At 65.2% G+C, this 16,585-nt stretch carries 13 protein-coding genes; 6 read left to right on the top strand and 7 right to left on the bottom strand.

What is annotated here, in order from left to right; translation table 11 throughout:
- Positions 1-74: 74 nt before the first annotated feature.
- The 3 genes from K359_RS0149700 (at position 75) to K359_RS0149690 (ending at position 3,375) form a co-directional block, all read left to right on the top strand.
- A complete protein-coding gene (locus K359_RS0149700; protein WP_029085535.1) occupies positions 75-1,460 on the top strand; it encodes an ABC transporter substrate-binding protein in 1,386 nt (461 codons plus the stop codon).
- A gap of 197 nt (positions 1,461-1,657) precedes the next feature.
- On the top strand, positions 1,658-2,527 hold the full coding sequence (locus K359_RS0149695; RefSeq protein ID WP_029085534.1) for a carbohydrate ABC transporter permease: 870 nt from the start codon (positions 1,658-1,660) through the stop codon (positions 2,525-2,527).
- A complete protein-coding gene (locus tag K359_RS0149690) occupies positions 2,524-3,375 on the top strand; it encodes a carbohydrate ABC transporter permease (protein ID WP_029085533.1) in 852 nt (283 codons plus the stop codon). Before K359_RS0149695 ends, K359_RS0149690 begins: the two co-directional genes overlap by 4 nt.
- Positions 3,376-3,379: 4 nt before the next feature.
- Here the strand turns inward: K359_RS0149690 and K359_RS0149685 are convergent, their stop codons facing one another.
- The 3 genes from K359_RS0149685 to K359_RS0149675 are packed head-to-tail and all read right to left on the bottom strand — an operon-like array spanning position 3,380 to position 6,278.
- Positions 3,380-4,195: an ABC transporter permease gene (locus K359_RS0149685; protein WP_029085532.1), complete on the bottom strand. Its 816-nt coding sequence runs from the start codon at positions 4,193-4,195 to the stop codon at positions 3,380-3,382.
- Positions 4,195-5,109 (bottom strand): ABC transporter permease, encoded by a 915-nt coding sequence (locus K359_RS0149680; protein ID WP_029085531.1) that lies wholly within the window; start codon positions 5,107-5,109, stop codon positions 4,195-4,197. Before K359_RS0149680 ends, K359_RS0149685 begins: the two co-directional genes overlap by 1 nt.
- Positions 5,106-6,278: an ABC transporter ATP-binding protein gene (locus K359_RS0149675; RefSeq protein ID WP_029085530.1), complete on the bottom strand. Its 1,173-nt coding sequence runs from the start codon at positions 6,276-6,278 to the stop codon at positions 5,106-5,108. Before K359_RS0149675 ends, K359_RS0149680 begins: the two co-directional genes overlap by 4 nt.
- A 224-nt stretch (positions 6,279-6,502) precedes the next feature.
- Here K359_RS0149675 and K359_RS0149670 point away from each other — a divergent pair, with 224 nt between their 5' ends.
- Positions 6,503-7,732: a tetratricopeptide repeat protein gene (locus tag K359_RS0149670; RefSeq protein ID WP_084518888.1), complete on the top strand. Its 1,230-nt coding sequence runs from the start codon at positions 6,503-6,505 to the stop codon at positions 7,730-7,732.
- Between the two features lie 234 nt (positions 7,733-7,966).
- Here the strand turns inward: K359_RS0149670 and K359_RS0149665 are convergent, their stop codons facing one another.
- The 3 genes from K359_RS0149665 to K359_RS0149655 form a co-directional block, all read right to left on the bottom strand.
- A complete protein-coding gene (locus tag K359_RS0149665) occupies positions 7,967-9,433 on the bottom strand; it encodes a glycerol-3-phosphate dehydrogenase (protein ID WP_029085528.1) in 1,467 nt (488 codons plus the stop codon).
- Between the two features lie 57 nt (positions 9,434-9,490).
- Entirely contained in the window at positions 9,491-11,059 is a 1,569-nt protein-coding gene (locus K359_RS0149660; protein ID WP_051346877.1) for an ABC-F family ATP-binding cassette domain-containing protein, read from the bottom strand.
- A gap of 304 nt (positions 11,060-11,363) precedes the next feature.
- A complete protein-coding gene (locus K359_RS0149655; protein WP_029085526.1) occupies positions 11,364-14,051 on the bottom strand; it encodes an EAL domain-containing protein in 2,688 nt (895 codons plus the stop codon).
- A gap of 192 nt (positions 14,052-14,243) precedes the next feature.
- Between K359_RS0149655 and K359_RS0149650 the strand changes: the two genes are divergently transcribed.
- Positions 14,244-15,413: an NAD(P)/FAD-dependent oxidoreductase gene (locus K359_RS0149650; RefSeq protein ID WP_371261274.1), complete on the top strand. Its 1,170-nt coding sequence runs from the start codon at positions 14,244-14,246 to the stop codon at positions 15,411-15,413.
- Between the two features lie 86 nt (positions 15,414-15,499).
- Here the strand turns inward: K359_RS0149650 and K359_RS0149645 are convergent, their stop codons facing one another.
- Entirely contained in the window at positions 15,500-15,685 is a 186-nt protein-coding gene (locus K359_RS0149645; RefSeq protein ID WP_029085524.1) for a YdcH family protein, read from the bottom strand.
- A gap of 240 nt (positions 15,686-15,925) precedes the next feature.
- On the opposite strand from K359_RS0149645, the gene K359_RS0149635 reads away from it, so the two are divergent.
- Positions 15,926-16,132: a YdcH family protein gene (locus K359_RS0149635; RefSeq protein ID WP_029085523.1), complete on the top strand. Its 207-nt coding sequence runs from the start codon at positions 15,926-15,928 to the stop codon at positions 16,130-16,132.
- The last annotated feature ends 453 nt before the right edge of the window (positions 16,133-16,585 follow it).

The raw sequence follows: 16,585 nt of genomic DNA, 5'->3' as shown, positions 1-16,585 counted from the left end.
CTTTATCAGGTCACGGGCATGCGCTAGTGTTTTATCCAACCGGTTAAAAAACCGGCGCCATGAGGGAGAACAACGTGAGATCCAAGGTTATCGGTGCGCTATCACTCGCGGTCGCTGCGGTCGGTCTGTTCGCGGCCACGGCACCTGCTTGCGCCCAGGGCAAGACCATCACGGTCTGGTGGGGCAAGGGATTCTACAAGTCCGAAGACGACGCGCTGCTCGAGACGATCAAGAAATTCGAAGCCAAGACCGGCATCAAGGTCGAACTGTCGCAATACGCGATTCAGGACATGATTCCGAAGACGGTCGCCGCGCTGGATTCCGGCACCGTGCCCGACGTCGCCTATTCCGACACCTACGATGTGCAGGCGCAGGGCAAGTGGGCCTTCGAGGGCAAGCTCGAGGACCTCTCCGACATCATGCTGCCGATGAAGGACGCGTTCGCGCCGAATACGCTGGAAGCCGCCCTGCTCTACAATGACGTCACCAAGAAGAAGTCCTATTACGGCTTCCCGCTGAAGCAGCAGAGCATGCACGTCCAGATCTGGGGCGACATGCTGGACAAGGCCGGCTTCAAGGCCGCCGACATCCCGACCAAATGGGAGGATTACTGGACGTTCTGGTGCGACAAGGTGCAGCCGGCGATCCGCAAGGCGACCGGCCAGCGCACCTACGGCGTCGGCCAGCCGATGGGCGTGGAATCCACCGACTCGTTCCAGTCGTTCTACACCTTCATGGACGCCTATCACGTCAAGCTGGTCGACGACGACGGCAAGCTCCTGGTCGACGATCCCAAGGTGCGCGACGGCCTGATCCACGCGCTGAAGGACTATACCGACACCTACATCAAGGGCTGCACGCCGCCTTCGTCAACGACCTGGAAGGACCCGGACAACAACGTCGCCTTCCACAACAAGACGATCGTGATGACCCACAATTTCACGATCTCGATCGCGGCGAAGTGGTTCGAGGATTCCACCAACCCGGCGCTGACCGACGCGCAGCGCGCCGCCAGCAAGCAGGCCTATGAGCAGGACATCATCACGGCGTCCTTCCCGAAGGCGCCGGACGGCTCGACCATCAAGTACCGCTCCGACGTCAAGACCGGGCTGATCTTCGCCAATGCCAAGAACAAGGCCGAGGGCAAGCAGTTCATCGCGTTCCTGATGCAGGAAGACAACGTGCGGCCCTATGTCGAGGGCGCGCTCGGCCGCTGGTTCCCGGTGACCAAGGCAAGCCAGGCGAGCCCGTTCTGGCAGGCCGACCGGCATCGCAAGGCGGTGTGGAATCAGTTCACCGGCGGCACCGCGCCGTTCGACTTAACCAAGAACTGGAGGTTCACCATCCTGAACAACGAGAACGTCTGGGCCAAGGCGATGAACCGCGTGGTCAGCGAGAAGGTGCCGGTCGACAAGGCCGTCGACGAGCTGATCGCCCGCATCAAGCAGGTCGCGGGGTAACGGAAACGATGCCAGCCGCCGCGGACATATGTATCTGTCGTCCCTGCGAAAGCAGGGACCCATACGCCGCGGCGGTCGTTTTGAATGATGCTGGTCATCGGCTTTCGTGCAACAACGAAAGCCGGTGGTTACGGGTCCCTGCTTACGCAGGGACGACGGCGTAGGCCGCAGGCGACATCTCGTTCCAAGAGTAGACGATGGCGATCACACTCTCCGCATCCGACGTCCCCTCGCCGCCTTTGTCGGCGCGGCTGTCGCCGCCGCAGGTCTGGGGCATCGTGCTGCTCGCGCCCTATCTGCTCGTCTTCCTTGCCTTCGTGGTCTATCCGGTCTGCTACGGGCTGTGGCTGGCGCGCCATCCGGCGAGCTATGTCGCGCTCTATCATGACCCGATCTTCGCGCGTGCCGCCGTCAACACGCTGATCTTCCTGGTCATCGGCATCAACATCAAGATGCTGATCGCGCTGTTCCTGTCCGGCTTCTTTGCCCAACAGCGGCCGTGGATCAGGTGGCTGTCGGTGATCTTCATCCTGCCCTGGGCGGTGCCGTCGATCCCGACCATTCTCTCCGTGCGCTTCATGCTCAATCCCGAATGGGGCGTGGTCAACCAGCTGATCTTCAAGTTCACCGGCGACGACGGCCCGAACTGGCTGAACGATCCGGCGGTCGCGCTCGCGATGGCGATCGGCGTCCACATCTGGAAGTCGCTGCCGTTCTGGACGCTGATCCTGCTGACCGGGCGGCTCGCCATCTCGCACGATCTGTACGAGGCATCCGACGTCGACGGCGCCAATTGGTGGCAGAAATTCCGCTACATCACCTGGCCGTCGATGCAGACGCTCTACATCACCTGCACGCTGCTCTCGATGATCTGGACGCTCGGCGACTTCAACAGCGTCTATCTGCTCACCGGCGGCGGGCCCGCCGACCTCACCCACGTGCTGTCGACGCTCGGCATCCGCTATCTCAGGCTCGACCAGCTCTCGCTGGCGATGGCCTCGATTGTCTGCGCGATGCCGTTCGTGCTGCCGCTGGTCTATTACATGATGAAACGGTTGTCGCGATGAAGCTGCCCACCCTCCGCGAAGTCGGCACCGAGGCCAAGCTGCTGTTGATCGGCATCCCGGTCTTCATCTGGACCATGATCCCGATCTACCACATGTTCGTGTTCGCGATCTCGCCGAAGGAGGACGCGTTCGCCGGCAAGCTGTGGCCGGCGCATCCGACGTTCCACAATTTCTCGATCGTGTTCCATCAGCAGCATTACTTCCTGCGCGACTTCTGGATCCAGTTCTGGAATTCGACCGTGATTGCCCTCGCGGTCGGCGCGCTGACGCTGTTCGTCGCCACCGCCGCCGCGTTCTCGATCTCGCGGCTGCGCGTGCCGGGCGGCCGCGCGGTGATGAACCTGGCGCTGTTCACCTATTTCATCCCGGCGGCGTTCCTTGCCGTGCCGATGTACCGCACCATGGGCACCTACGGCCTGCTCAACAATCACTGGTCGCTGATCCTGGCGATGGTGACGATCGCCGCGCCCTACGCGATCTGGGTCTTAAAACAGGCCTCCGACAAGCTGCCGGTCGAGCTCGACGAGGCCGCGACGATGGACGGCGCCACCACGCTGCAGCTGTTCCGCCTGGTCTACGTGCCCTTGATGATGCCCTCGCTGGTCGCGGTCGGCACGTATGCGATCTTGCTCGCCTGGAACGAATATCTCTACGCGTTCCTCTTGCTGTCGAAGGACACCGACATCACGCTGCCGGTCGCGCTCGGCAACTTCCTTGCCGCCGACGATTCGCCGTGGGAGCTTCTGATGACCACCGGCTTCATCTACGCGCTGCCGCCGGCCGCGGTGTATTACGCCTTCAAGCGCTACATGGTCGGCGGGCTGACGGCAGGTGCCGTCAAATCGTGACGCCTCACAGCGGCGCGGCGCTCTCGCTGCGTGCGCTCGACAGTTTCGAGGCGAACGAAGCGATCACGATGATCACGGCGATCAGCGCGATCACCAGCGTGCAGATCGCGTTGATCTCGGGCTTCACGCCGAGCCGGACCTCGGAATAGATCCGGATCGGCAGCGTCGCAGAGCCGGGGCCGGTGGTGAAGCTCGCGATCACGACGTCGTCGAGCGACAGCGTGAAGGCGAGCATCCAGCCGGCGACGATCGCCGGCACGATCAGCGGCAGCGTCACCAGCAGGAACGCGCGTACCGGATCGCAGCCGAGGTCCATCGCGGCTTCCTCGAGGCTGCGGTCGAGCGCGGTCAGGCGCGACTGCACCACCACGGCGACGAAGCACATCGTCAGCGTGGTGTGGGCGATCGTCACGGTCCAGAAGCCGCGCTCGGCGTTGAGCGCCACGAACAGCAACAGCAGCGACAGGCCGGAGATCACCTCGGGCATCACCAGCGGCGAATACAGCATGCCGGAGAACAGCGCCCGCCCCCGGAACCGCTCGCCGCGCGCCAGCCCGACCGCCGCCAGCGTGCCCAGCAACGTCGCCAGCGTCGCCGACACCGCGGCGACCGACAGGCTCATCCAGGCGGCCTCCAGCATGGCGCGGTCGTTGAAGAACTCGTGGTACCAGCGCAGCGACCAGCCGCCCCACACCGTCACCAGCCGCGAGGCGTTGAACGAGTAGATCACCAGAATGACGATCGGCAGATAGAGGAACGCCAGTCCAAGCGCCAGCGACGTCATGTTGAAACGGGTGAGCCTGGTGGCGTTGCCTGCCATCAGCGGTTGCTCTCGAGCTGGCGACGTTGCAGACGATCATAGAGCACGAGCGGTGGCACCAGCAAAAGCAGCAGCGCGACCGCGGCGGCGGAGGCCACCGGCCAGTCCTTGTTGGTGAAGAACTCGAGCCACAGCGTCTGCCCGATCATCAGCGAGCTGGAGCCCGCGAGCAGATCGGGGATCACGAACTCGCCGACGATCGGAATGAAGCAGAGCAGCGCGCCGGCGCCGACGCCCGGCAGCGACAGCGGAAACGTCACCAGCCAGAACGCCTGCCGTGGCGAGGCGCCGAGATCACCCGCGGCCTCCAAGAGCGACGCATCCATCTTCGAGAGCGTGGCATAGAGCGGCAGGATCATGAACGGCAGATAGGAATAGACGATGCCGAGATACATCGCGCTGTCGGTCGACAGCCAGACCACCGGCGATGACACGACATGCAGCGCCAGCAGGATCTTATTGAGCAGGCCGTCATGCTGCAGGATGTTGATCCAGGCATAGATGCGGATCAAAAACGAGGTCCAGAACGGCACGATCACCAGCATCATCGCCAAGCCCTGCCAGCGTTGCGGCAGCCGCGCCATGCCGTACGCGATCGGGTAGCCGATCACGAACAGGATCAGCGTCGAGGTCACTGCGACGACGAGGCTGCGCAGATAGGACAGGATGTACAGATTGTCCTGCAGCAGCAGGCGGAAATTGTCGAACGACAATTGCGCAAACGCTGCGGCCAGCGCCGCAGGGCCATCGGTGAAATCGAACACCGGCGTATAGGGCGGCTGCGCGATCGCGGTCTGCGACAGGCTGATCTTCAGCACGAAGCCGAACGGCACCAGGAAGAACAGCACCATCCAGAGATAGGGCGCGATCGCGGCAAGCCGCGCCGGCCGGGCGAAGATGCGACGCGCGCTCATTGCTCGAGCACCAGGCAATCGTCGGCGGTGAACCACGCCACCACGCGCTGGCCGGCCAGATAGGCATCGACATCGAGCCGCGCGGTATTGGCCATCGACGAGCGCACCACCGCGCCCGTCTCCAGCTTCACCCGATAGCTCGTCACGCCGCCGAGATAATTGACGTCGGCGACGACGCCCTCCAGCCGGTTGATCGCGTGAGAGCCGCCCTCATCCGTTGCCGGCGCGCGGCGCGACAGCTTCACCTTCTCGGGACGGATCGCGACGCTGACGGTCTCCTTGGTCACCGGCGGCCACAGCTCGCTGACCACGAGCCGGCCCGCCTCCGCGGTCGAGACCGTCAGGCGGCCATGCTCGCGGGCGGCGACCTGGCCATCGAACAGATTGATGTCGCCGACGAACTCGGCGATCCAGCGCGAGGCCGGCGCCTCATAGAGGTTGCGCGGGGTCGCGACCTGGACCAGGCGCCCGGCATCCATCACGCCGATCCGGCCCGCCATCGTCATCGCCTCCTCCTGGTCGTGGGTGACGATGATGAAGGTCATGCCGAGCCTGCGCTGCAGCTCCATCAGCTCTCCTTGCGTGCTCTCGCGCAGCTTCTTGTCGAGCGCGGCGAGCGGCTCGTCGAGCAGCAACACCTGCGGACGCCGCGCCAGCGAGCGCGCCAGCGCGACGCGCTGCCGCTGCCCGCCGGACAGCTGGTCGGGCCTGCGCTTCTCGAGCCCCTCGAGCTTGACGAGCGCCACCATCTCGGCGACGCGGGCCGCGATGTCGCGACGCGCCATCCCGGCGCGCTTCAGCCCGAAGGCGATATTGTCGCGCACCGACAGATGCGGGAACAGCGCATAGTTCTGGAACATCATGTTGACGGGCCGCTCATGCGGCAGCACCTGGGCGATGTCGTTGCCGCCGAGCAGGATGCGGCCCTCGTCCGGTGTCTCGAAGCCAGCGAGCATGCGGAGCAGCGTGGTCTTGCCGCAGCCGCTCGGGCCGAGCAGCGCGAAGAATTCGCCGGCGCGGATATCGAGCGAGAGCCTGTCGACCGCACGGAAATTGCCGAACGATTTTGCGACGCCCTCGATCCGCAGCAGGGGCATGTCCAAGACGGCCGGTTCAGGCAACGGCTTCGCCGCCTCCGCAGTCGCTTCGCCTGATGTCACGTCGGTCAGCCCCGATTCCCCGCAAGGTCCAATCCCGGCCGCAAGCTAGCGGCGGATCGCTGCCGGCTCAACCGCCTCACGGACATCTCCCGCAATATTGTCGGCTCCCATGCCTCTGCTAGACTTCGTAGTCAAATTCGGGAGGACAACCGATGACTAACGACCGTTACGGCCTGCCATTGGCCACCGCTTCGGACCGCGCCGCCGCCTATTATGTCGACGGCGTCGATCGCATGCTGGCGGCGTTGCACGGCGCTGATGCGGCGTTCGAGGCCGCGATTGCAGAGGACCCCGGCTTCGCGCTGGCCCATATCGGGCGCGCCCGCGTGCACCAGCTCAACATGGAAGGCGCCAAGGCCCGCGCCAAGGCGGCCGATGCACGACAGCTGGCCGCCGCGGCGAGCCCGCGCGAGCGCCAGCACATCGAGATCATCGCGTCGGCGATCGAGGGCCAGGGCAAGAAGGCGATGACGGCTGCCGAGCAGCACCTCACCGAATATCCGCGCGATGCGCAGGTGCTGTCTCTGCTGCTCGGCGCCTTCGGCCTCTATGCCTTCTCCGGCCGTCCCGACCATGACGCCGCGCGGCTCGCCATCTGCGAACGCTATATCAGCGACTACGGCGATGACTGGTGGTTCCTGACCTATCTCGGCTGGTCGAAGACCGAGGCCGGCGATGTCGTCTCGGGCCGCGCCGTCACCGAGCGCGGCTATGCGCTTAAGCCGGAGAACGCCGGCGCCGCGCACGCCGTGGCGCATGCGCTGTTCGAGCAGGGCGACGCGGCGGAAGGCCGCAGCTTCCTCTCCAGCTGGCTGCCGGCGAATGATCGCACCAGCTTCCTGCAGGGCCATCTCGCCTGGCACCTCGCTTTGATCGCAATCGAGGAAGGCGACGCCGACGGTGCGCTCGACATTTACGAGCAGCACATCAAGCCGGCCAACCGGCCCTATCCGCCGCTCAATATCTACACCGACACGTCCTCGCTGCTCTGGCGGCTGTCGGTCGCCGGCAAGACCGGCCTCGAGTCGCACTGGAAGGATGTCGCCGCCTATGGCGACGGCTATTTCCCGAAGGCCGGCGCGCATTTCGCCGATGTGCACCACGCGCTGGTCTCGGCCACGACCAACAATGACGCGCTCGAGGCGCGGCTGGCCGAGATGGCGGCGCGCGAGGCCGACGGCAAGTTGGCGCCCGGTCCTGCCGCGATCGGGCTCGGCCGGGGCGTCGCGGCCTTCGCCGCCGGCGACAACGACAGCGCCGTGCGCATCCTGGCGCCGCTGATACCCGAACTGGTGCGGATCGGCGGCAGCCATGCGCAACGCGAATTGTGGGAGGACACCTTCATCGTCGCGTGCCTGCGCGCCGGCCAAGGCCGGCAAGCGACAGGCCTGATCTCGGAGCGGCTGCATCGCCGTCCGTCCCGGCGCGACCTCGCCTGGTCGCAGGAGGCGGCAAGGCAATAGCCGCTGTTGCGGTTGGTGACTGTCTGGTCGCCTGTTCCCGGATTTGGCTGCGCTCCATTCGGGCTACGCTGTCGCGCCAGCCGGGAGCTGTTCTCCATCCCCCTGAAAGGGGGAAGGTTGGGATGGGGGTCGGCCACAAGCGACACCGGTTGTCATGGAGGCAGGACCCCCACCCGCTTTGCTCTGGCGAGCAAAGCGACCTCCCCTTTGCAAGGGGAGGTTTGAGAGTCGCGCTCAATCCGGCTTCGCCATGAATGCCGCGAGCGCGTCGCGATCGGCTGGCGGCATGGTCAGCCCGAGCTTCGAGCGCCGCCACAGCACGTCGTCCGGAAAGCGCGCCCATTCCCTGCGCATGAGGTAGCGCACCTCCGCGCCGGTTAATTCGGGACCAAAGGCAGGGCCCAGATCGGCCTTCTCCCTCGCATCTCCGAGAACGTCCTTGACGTTCAACCCATAGGCGGCCACCAGCCGCCGCGCCTGCGCCTCGCCGAGAAAGCGCCAGCGGTCGCGGGCGATGTCGACCTCGGTCTCAAAGCGCTGCCAGGCGAATTCGCCGCCCGGCAACGGCACTGTCGCGGTCCAGCGCGGCGTCATCGGATAGAACCGCGTGAACTCGGAGACCGCCCGCTCGGCGCGGCGCCGCGAGGTGGTGACGTCGCCGCCGAAGATCGTGAGCAACGGCGCCTTGCCGCGCCTGAAATCGAGCGACGCGGCGCCATCGCTCATGCGGCGGTGCGCGGGCGCAGCGACGGAGTTGGCGCCGGAAATCGTTCGCAGCACATCGACCGGGGCGATCTGCTCGCGAAAGTAGCGATTGGCTGCATCGCAGAGATAGGCCACCTCTCGCACGCCCATCGCGACAATAGCCGGATCCCCCTTGAAGGGATGGCTGACACTGCCGATCAGGGTGAAGTCGCGCTCGTAGGGACTTGCGAAGATCAGCCGTCCGTCGCTGTTCTGGAACGCATAGACGTTGTCGCAGTCGAACAGGCGGCGCACCACGATCTGGCTGATCTGCACCGTCGCAAGCTGTGGCGCCGGCACGCGCAACACGGTATCGGCGACGGAAGCCGTCCAGGCGCCGGTCGCGTTGACCAGCGACCGCGCCGTGATCACCCTGCGATAGCCGCGGTCGATCGCGACCAGCCGCCAGGTCTCGCTACGCTCGGCCCGGGTCAGGCGCGCACCGGTGCGGATATCGGCGCCGCGCGCCGCGGCATCGACGGCGGTAAGCACCACGAGCCGGGAATCGTCGACGATGCAATCGGAATATTCGAACGCGGTTCCGAACGGCCGCTTCAACGCATTGCCAACCGGATGATGGGTGACGTCGAGCGTCGCCGAGCGCGGCAGGCCGCTGCGCGAGGCGAGACGCTCGTAGAGCAGCAGCAACGACCGCAATTGCCATGGCGGCCGCTCCTCGGCATGCGCCGGGATTGCGAAGCGCGCCGGCCGCACCAGATGCGGCGCAATGCGCAGCAACACGTCGCGTTCCCTGAGCGCGCGACGGACGCGGAAGAACTCGCGCCGCTCCAGCCCCGCCAGATCGCCGTGGACCAGGCGCGGCGACGCTTGCGACGCGCCGGAGCCGAGATCGCCCAGCTCCAGCAGGATCACGCGCAAGCCGCGGCCGGCCGCGTCACGCGCAATGCTCGTGCCGTTTAGGCCACCGCCGATGATCGCGACGTCATAGTCCGCCATGCGCAACGCCTATCGCATTTCCATGCGAACGGAATATGTGCTCGCACAAAAAAGGCGTCAGCTTGCGCCGACCGAGGCAAAGAAGTGTTCGGGGCCATCGACCTCGATCAGCTTCTTGCCTTCGATCACCCAGAACCGGTTGGCGACCGTCCGCACGAACTGGCGGTCGTGCGACACCAACAGGCAGCTGGCCTGCTGTTCCATCAGTTCGTCCTCCAGCGTCTCCTGGCCCTCGATGTCGAGGTGGTTGGTCGGCTCGTCGAGCAGATAGAAGTTGGGCTGCGTGAGCCGCAGCACCAGCATGCCGAGGCGCGCCTTCTGCCCGCCCGACAGCCGCCCGATCGGACGGCTTTGCATCTCGATCGAGAGCCCGGCGCCGGCGAGCAGCCCGCGCGCACGCTGGTCGCCGACCTCGAAGCGCCGGGTCAGCATGCGCATCGGCGTGTCACTATCAACGAGATCGCCCAGCATCTGATCGCAATAGCCGAGCACGAGCGACTCCGTGGCGCGAATCTCGGCGACTGCAGCCTCGGGACTCTCGATCGCCAGCCGCAGCGCCGCGACGAACCGGGTCTTGCCCGCGCCGTTCGGTCCGAGCAGCGCGATGCGATCGCCTTTGCAGATGAACTGCTGCCCGGTCCGGAACAGCGGCCTGCCGCCGGGCGTGGCGATCGCGGCGTTACTCAGCCTGATCAGCACCTTGGCATGGGTGTCGCGGTTGGCGAGCCGGATCGTTCCGGCCGAGCGTTCCAGATGCGCCGGCTTTGCGGTCTCCTCCAGTCTCTCGGCGCGCTGCTTTAATTGCTTGGTCTTGGACAGCAAAAGGTCGCTGCCGGAATTGATGCCGAGGTTGTTCAGCTTCGCGGCCTGCTGCCGCAGCTGCCGCACGGTCTTCATGTCGCGCTGAAAGCGCCGCTCGTCCGAGGCATCGAATTCGTCGAGCGCAGCGCGGGCCGGCGTGTAGGGCAATGAGAACAGCTGCGACCGCTCCGGGCGCAGGAACAGCGTCCGGTTGGTGGTCGCATCGAGAAAGGCGCGGTCGTGGCTTGCGATCACCACCGGCATCTCGCGTGGCAGCGCATTCAGCCAGGCCTCAAGCCTGCCGATCTTGGCGAGGTCGAGATGGTTGGTCGGCTCGTCGAGCAGCAGCACATCCGGATCGGTCACCAGCACGCGGGCGAGCAGCGCAAGCCGCAGCCAGCCGCCGCTCAGGTGCTTCAGCGGCCTCGCCCACAGCTCCTCGGGCACGTCGAGCGACTGCAAGGCGACGTCGACCCGCCAGCCCTCACCGGCGCGTTGCTCGGCGGGCAGCGCCCCAAGCACTGCGGCATGGAACGGCGTATCCAAGAGCCTTGGCGGCGCATCCTGTTCGACATAGCCGACGGTCAGTCCACGTGCGCGGGTGATATCGCCCTCGTTGGGCTCCATCGTGTCAGCGATGCAGCGCAGCAGCGTGGATTTACCGCGGCCGTTGGCGGCCACCAGCCCGATCCGGTCACCGGCATTGACGACAAAATTCAGTTCGGAAAACAGCGGCGCGTTCAGCGTCACGCCGAGATTGCGTACATTGATGAGGGTCACGGTCAATTCTCTGGTCTTGCCGGCAATCACGACATCCGGAGGCATCCAGCCATCATCGGATGTGCGTGTCGAAGCGCGGCGAGGGATTCAGGTGCAGGCGCAAACGTTCAAACGTTCGACGCCGCACGGCCACGAAGGGCAGACCAGAGATTTTACGCGAGTTTCCGGTCAGCCCTGCAAACGCATTTGCAGGGCGTTGACGGGGCCACGCTTGAGGTGGGGATCGGTGAATCTCGCCACGACGCAGCCCTCCTTTCTCGGCTGAAATGATGCGGTGGTTCGACGGTAGCCGCACGGACAACGGATGGCAAGCAGCGCCGACCGGTCCGGACCGGCGGTTCAGGCCCGCCTACCCGGCCTTGCGCACGGATTCCGCAAGATGGTCGCCGCCGACCAGCGCGGCAAATTGACCGATCGGGGCCGGCCTGCCGATCAGATAGCCCTGCACCGCGTCGCAGCCTTCTTCGGCGAGGAACACGAGTTGCGCCTCGGTCTCGACGCCTTCGGCGACGATCGACATCTCAAGGCCGTGGCCGAGATCGATGACCGCGCGCACGATCGCGGCCGATTGCGGATTGCGGCCGAGATTGATGACGAAGGCGCGGTCGATCTTGATCTTGTCGAACGGAAACGCCTGCAAATAGCTCAGCGAGGAGTAGCCGCTGCCGAAATCGTCCATCGAGATGCGGACGCCGAGCGCCTTCAGCCGCCGCAGCAGCGACAGGCCGCGGTCGAAATCCTCGATCAGCACGCCTTCCGTGATTTCGAGCTCGAGCCGGTCGGGCGTCAGCCCGGTCTCGAGCAGGATCGAATGGACGAGGCCGACGAGGTCGCCATGGATGAATTGCGCCGGCGACAGGTTGACTGCGACCTGCAGCGGAGCCGCCCAGGAGGCCGCTTCCCGGCAGGCTTCGCGCAGGATCCATTCGCCCATCTCGACGATCAGGCCGCTTTCTTCCGCGAGCGGAATGAAGTCGCTGGGCGGCACGAAGCCGCGCACCGGATGGTGCCAGCGCGCCAGCGCCTCGAAGCCGATGATCTCGCTGCTTGCAACGCTCGCGCCCGCCGCCGCCTGCGGCTGGTAGTAGAGCGACAATTCGCCGTTCTTGATCGCGACCGACAGCTCCTGGTGCAGCACCCGGCGATCGCGAATCTGCTGATCCATCTCCGGCTCGAAGATCGAGATCGTGCCGCGCGATTTCGCCTTGGCGCGGAACAGCGCAGCGCCGGAATTGGCCAGCAGCGAGGCTGCGTCGGATCCGTTGTGCGGAAACACCGCGATGCCGGTGGTGAGGCCGGTGCGCACCGACTTGCCGTCGATCGCAAAATCCTCCGCGAGCGCCTCGGCGGCCTGCTCGGCCAGCGCAATGCCGGCGGCAGGCTGCTTGCCGTCGATGATGAGGCCGAATTCGTCGCCGGACAGGCGTGCGACCACGCCGCCGCGCGCCGCGCTTTGCAGGCGTTGGGCGACCTCGATCAGCACCTTGTCGCCCATCGCATGGCCGTAGACGTCGTTGATCTCCTTCAGCCCGTCGAGGTCGACGCAGAGCACGGCGAACTCCTCGTCGGTGCCGGCGCAGGCCTCGATCATCTGGGTCAGCGCCTGCAGGAAGGCGGCGCGGTTCGGCAGATCGGTCAGGCCGTCGTGATAGGCCATGTGCGCCATGCGCGACTCGGTCTGGCGCCGGTCGGTGACGTCCTCATGGGTCTTGATCAGATATTGCGGCTCACCGACATCGTCGAGCACGGTCATGCGGCGGGTCAGGAACAGCCGCAGGCCGTCCTTGGTCGAGATCGGGTGCTCCTCGGCGATCATGCTGCGCTTCCGGATCGCGGCCTCGTCGCGGGCGACGATCAGCTTGGCTTCGCGCGCGTTGAAGATGTCGGACGCGGTGAGGCCGGCGGCATCCTCGCGGCGGCGATTGAGGATCGTCTCGGCGCTGCGGTTGGCAAGCAGGTAGCGACCGTCGCTGACGCGCTGGACGATCAGCGAGACCGGGATGTTGTCGACCACGAGCTCAAGGAATTTCTTGTTGTTCTCGAGCTCGCGCGACAGCGAGCGGCGGTCGGTGACGTCCTCGAACAGCGCGATCAGGAATTCCGGTTCGCCGGCCTCGTTGCGGGCGATCACCCGGTTCGAGGCCAGGATGCGCTTCTCCGAACCGCGTTCGACGAAGAATTCGCTGCGGTGATAGCCTTCCGGCGCGTTCAGCGCCGCCCGGTCGGCGACCTCGATGCTGACGGCGGTTTCGGGACGGAAGATCTCGTCGGCGCGCTTGCCCACGATGTGCTCGCGCGAGAAACGCGAGAAGCGCTCGAATGCGCGGTTGGCGAAGATGTAGCGGCCGTCCTCGATGTTCTTGGCCGCGACGCAGACCGGAACGTTGTCGAGCACCGATTCCAGGAATTGGGTGGTCGAGGCGAGCTTGCGCGACAGCTTGCGCTGGTCGGTGCAATCGAGATGGGTCGCGACCGAGCCGCCGTTGGGCAGCGGAAAATATCTCACCAGCACCGACCTCCCGCCGGGCAGTTCGGTGACCAGCCCCTCGGGCGTCGCCGCCCTGGCAAAGAAATCCCCGGCGCTGATGTCGAGCACGCCGCGGCTGCGGCGCAGCTCCAGCAGCTCGGTCCCGGTCATGTTGCGCCTGATATCGGCGCGCGACAGGCCATAGATATCGAGATAGCGGTCGTTGCAGAAGACGATGCGCCCATGCGCATCCGTCATTACGACGCCCTGGTTCAAATGGTTGAGCGCCGACGAGACAAAGGCGTTGCGCCGCAGTTGCGCGCGCTTGGCCTTGCGCAGGGCCGAGAGGATCCAGAGCCCGACCGCACCGAAGAAGGACGCGACCACCACGCTGCCGATCAAAAGCTCCCAGACCACGCCGGGGTCGAGGTCACCGAGATAGGTCGAGGGCGCGAACGCGCCGGTGCCGGCCGAGGCGACACCGCACGGGGTGACGGCGGCGATCAGGCAAAGCACGGCCCTTGCCGGAATCGAATTCTTCCCGCCCGCCTGCCACTTCCTGCCAGCCATCGATCACCCGCGGATTTCCGGTGCGAGTGTTCGGCTCCGGCAGTTTGGATCGGGTAAACGCGTAGGGATGCAACCGGAAAATGCGACTTAATATACGGCAATTGCCCTGACATGATTAATGCTCCACTAACAAGGCATGGCTCCCCAACTATTCGAGATGGCCCAAGCACTTGCTCAAACGCGCCGGATCGGCTGAACGATGCTGGCGCGGGGCGGCAAGCCCGCAATGCGCGGAAATATTCGGACCTGAAGGACGAGATGGACAGGGTTGATTGCGTGATCGTCGGAGCGGGGGTGATCGGCCTCGCCGTGGCGCGCCGGCTGGCACAGGCCGGCCGCGAAGTGATTGTGATCGACGAGGCCGAGGCGATCGGCACCGTGACCTCGTCGCGAAACAGCGAGGTGATCCACGCCGGCATCTACTACCGCGCCGGCAGCCTGATGGCGCGGATGTGCGTCAGCGGCAAGCGGGCGCTTTATCGCTACTGCGCCGAGCACGGCGTCCCGCACAAGAATTGCGGCAAGCTGATCGTCGCCACCACAGCTGCGGAGACCGAGAAGCTGCAGTCGATCCGCTCGCATGCCGAGGCCAACGGCGTCGACGACATGCAGCTGTTGTCAGGCGAGGCCGCGCGTGCGCTGGAGCCGGCGCTGAATTGCGACGCCGCGCTGTTGTCGCCCTCGACCGGGATCATCGACAGCCATGCCTATATGCTGGCGCTGCGCGGCGACGCCGAGGCCGCCGGCGCGGCATTCGCGTTCCACACGCCGCTGCTGCACGCCCGGGCCACCGCCAACGGGTTCGAGATCGAGACCGGCGGCGCGGCGCCGATGACGCTCGCCTGCGACCTCCTGGTCAATGCCGCCGGCCTCGGCGCCACGGCGGTCGCCCGCGGTGTCGAGGGCATGCCGATCGAATTGATTCCAACGGCTTATTTGGCGAAGGGCAATTACTTCAGCTGCAGCGCCCGGGCGCCATTCTCGCGGCTGATCTATCCGGTGCCGGAGCCCGGCGGGCTCGGCGTGCACCTGACGCTCGACATGGCCGGACAGGCAAGGTTCGGCCCTGACGTCGAATGGATCGATCACATCGACTACGCCGTCGATCCGGCGCGGGCCGAGCGGTTTTATCCGGCGATCCGGAAATACTGGCCGACGCTGCCGGATGGCGCGCTGATGCCGAGCTATTCCGGAATCCGGCCCAAGATCGTCCCGCCCGCGGTGGCGACCCAGGATTTCCTGATCCAGGGGCCGGCCGACCACGGCGTCGCTGGCCTGATCAACCTGTTCGGGATTGAATCGCCCGGACTGACGTCATCGCTCGCGGTCGCCGACCATGTTGGCGACCTGGCCGAGCTCTGAGCGCATGCAGCATAGCCTGCCGGGGGATGGTCGCACTCAAGCGTCCATCCGGCGGCAGATAAGCTTGGTTGATGTTGGTGGGGGAACTAGTGGACCGTATCGTCCGCGGAACTCTTCAACCGCTCGATTTGATCCTTGACCATCAACTTGCGGCGCTTCAGCTCGCAAATATGCAGGTCGTCGACTGAGGGGTGCACGAGCGCTTCGTGCAGTTCGTTTTCGAGTATTTTGTGCTTACGCTCCAGCTCAACGAGATGGGCCTGTATTGCCATTGCGAACTCTCCTCGGTGCGTTAAACCTCAGGTTCGATCCGGACTCCCGAGTTTACACAAGTGGACGGCGCTGTCGACGGGGAAAGCGAAATGCCACACGCACGTGTTTCGGTTTATCTGTAACCAATCGTGACTATGGAACCGGACCGGCTTGCGCGGCGCGCGCCCAAGGAGGATATTCCAGCAAGCGGCTGCTTCGGCCGCAACAATCTCATCGTGCTTATCAGTTAATACACAACCATGAACGATCAGGATGAGCGCGAACTCCACGCCGAGCTCGCGCGTCTGCAACAAGAGCACCGCGACCTCGATGCCGCGATCGACGCGCTGCATCAGTCGCCGGCGCCGGATCTCCTGATGCTGCAACGCTTGAAGAAGCGGAAGCTGCAATTGCGCGATCGCATCGCCTTCATCGAAGACCAGATCACGCCCGACATCATCGCCTGATGCGCGCAGCGCGCGGTTCGGCGGCCCCGATTCAAAATCAGACGGCAGTTTTCCCCGTCATCCACAGTTCGCGTGCCGGCTTCACATTCGTGGCACCGGCGGGGAATGAGGCTAGATCAGGATAGACCGCTTCGCGGTCGCTTCGGCCGTGGCACCACGAGCCGCAGGATCGACTTGCACCCCGGGCACTGCAGGGCCATCGCCTCGTAGTCGCTGTTCAGCATCTCGGCGCCGATCCAGCGCCTCGTGAGATCGCAGGACTCGCAGCGTTGCTCTAAGTCGTCCATACGCCGTGCTTCCGAACTGTGCGGGCGGTGTGCACGCTATCGTGCATATGAAGTCTACATCGTTAAGAAGCGATTAGGAAAGCGGCTGTCCGGGCCGTTGCGGGCGATCACTCGCGAAGGCGGAAGCACGCTTGACTCTGTCAGAACAAAATAGGAACATATTGGT

Source organism: Bradyrhizobium sp. th-b2, assembly GCF_000426785.1.
GTDB lineage: Bacteria > Pseudomonadota > Alphaproteobacteria > Rhizobiales > Xanthobacteraceae > Bradyrhizobium > Bradyrhizobium septentrionale.
Note: the sequence above shows the minus strand (reverse complement) of the source record. Positions and strands in the feature narration are given on the sequence as shown.

Coding starts and splice junctions, on each gene's coding strand:
- K359_RS0149690 (WP_029085533.1), top strand. CDS start 2,524: ATGAAGCTGCCCACCCTCCGCGAAGTCGGCACCGAGGCCAAGCTGCTG.
- K359_RS0149655 (WP_029085526.1), bottom strand. CDS start 14,051: ATGGCTGGCAGGAAGTGGCAGGCGGGCGGGAAGAATTCGATTCCGGCA.
- K359_RS0149635 (WP_029085523.1), top strand. CDS start 15,926: ATGAACGATCAGGATGAGCGCGAACTCCACGCCGAGCTCGCGCGTCTG.
- K359_RS0149645 (WP_029085524.1), bottom strand. CDS start 15,685: ATGGCAATACAGGCCCATCTCGTTGAGCTGGAGCGTAAGCACAAAATA.
- K359_RS0149665 (WP_029085528.1), bottom strand. CDS start 9,433: ATGGCGGACTATGACGTCGCGATCATCGGCGGTGGCCTAAACGGCACG.
- K359_RS0149695 (WP_029085534.1), top strand. CDS start 1,658: ATGGCGATCACACTCTCCGCATCCGACGTCCCCTCGCCGCCTTTGTCG.
- K359_RS0149660 (WP_051346877.1), bottom strand. CDS start 11,059: ATGCCTCCGGATGTCGTGATTGCCGGCAAGACCAGAGAATTGACCGTG.
- K359_RS0149680 (WP_029085531.1), bottom strand. CDS start 5,109: ATGAGCGCGCGTCGCATCTTCGCCCGGCCGGCGCGGCTTGCCGCGATC.
- K359_RS0149670 (WP_084518888.1), top strand. CDS start 6,503: ATGCTGGCGGCGTTGCACGGCGCTGATGCGGCGTTCGAGGCCGCGATT.
- K359_RS0149685 (WP_029085532.1), bottom strand. CDS start 4,195: ATGGCAGGCAACGCCACCAGGCTCACCCGTTTCAACATGACGTCGCTG.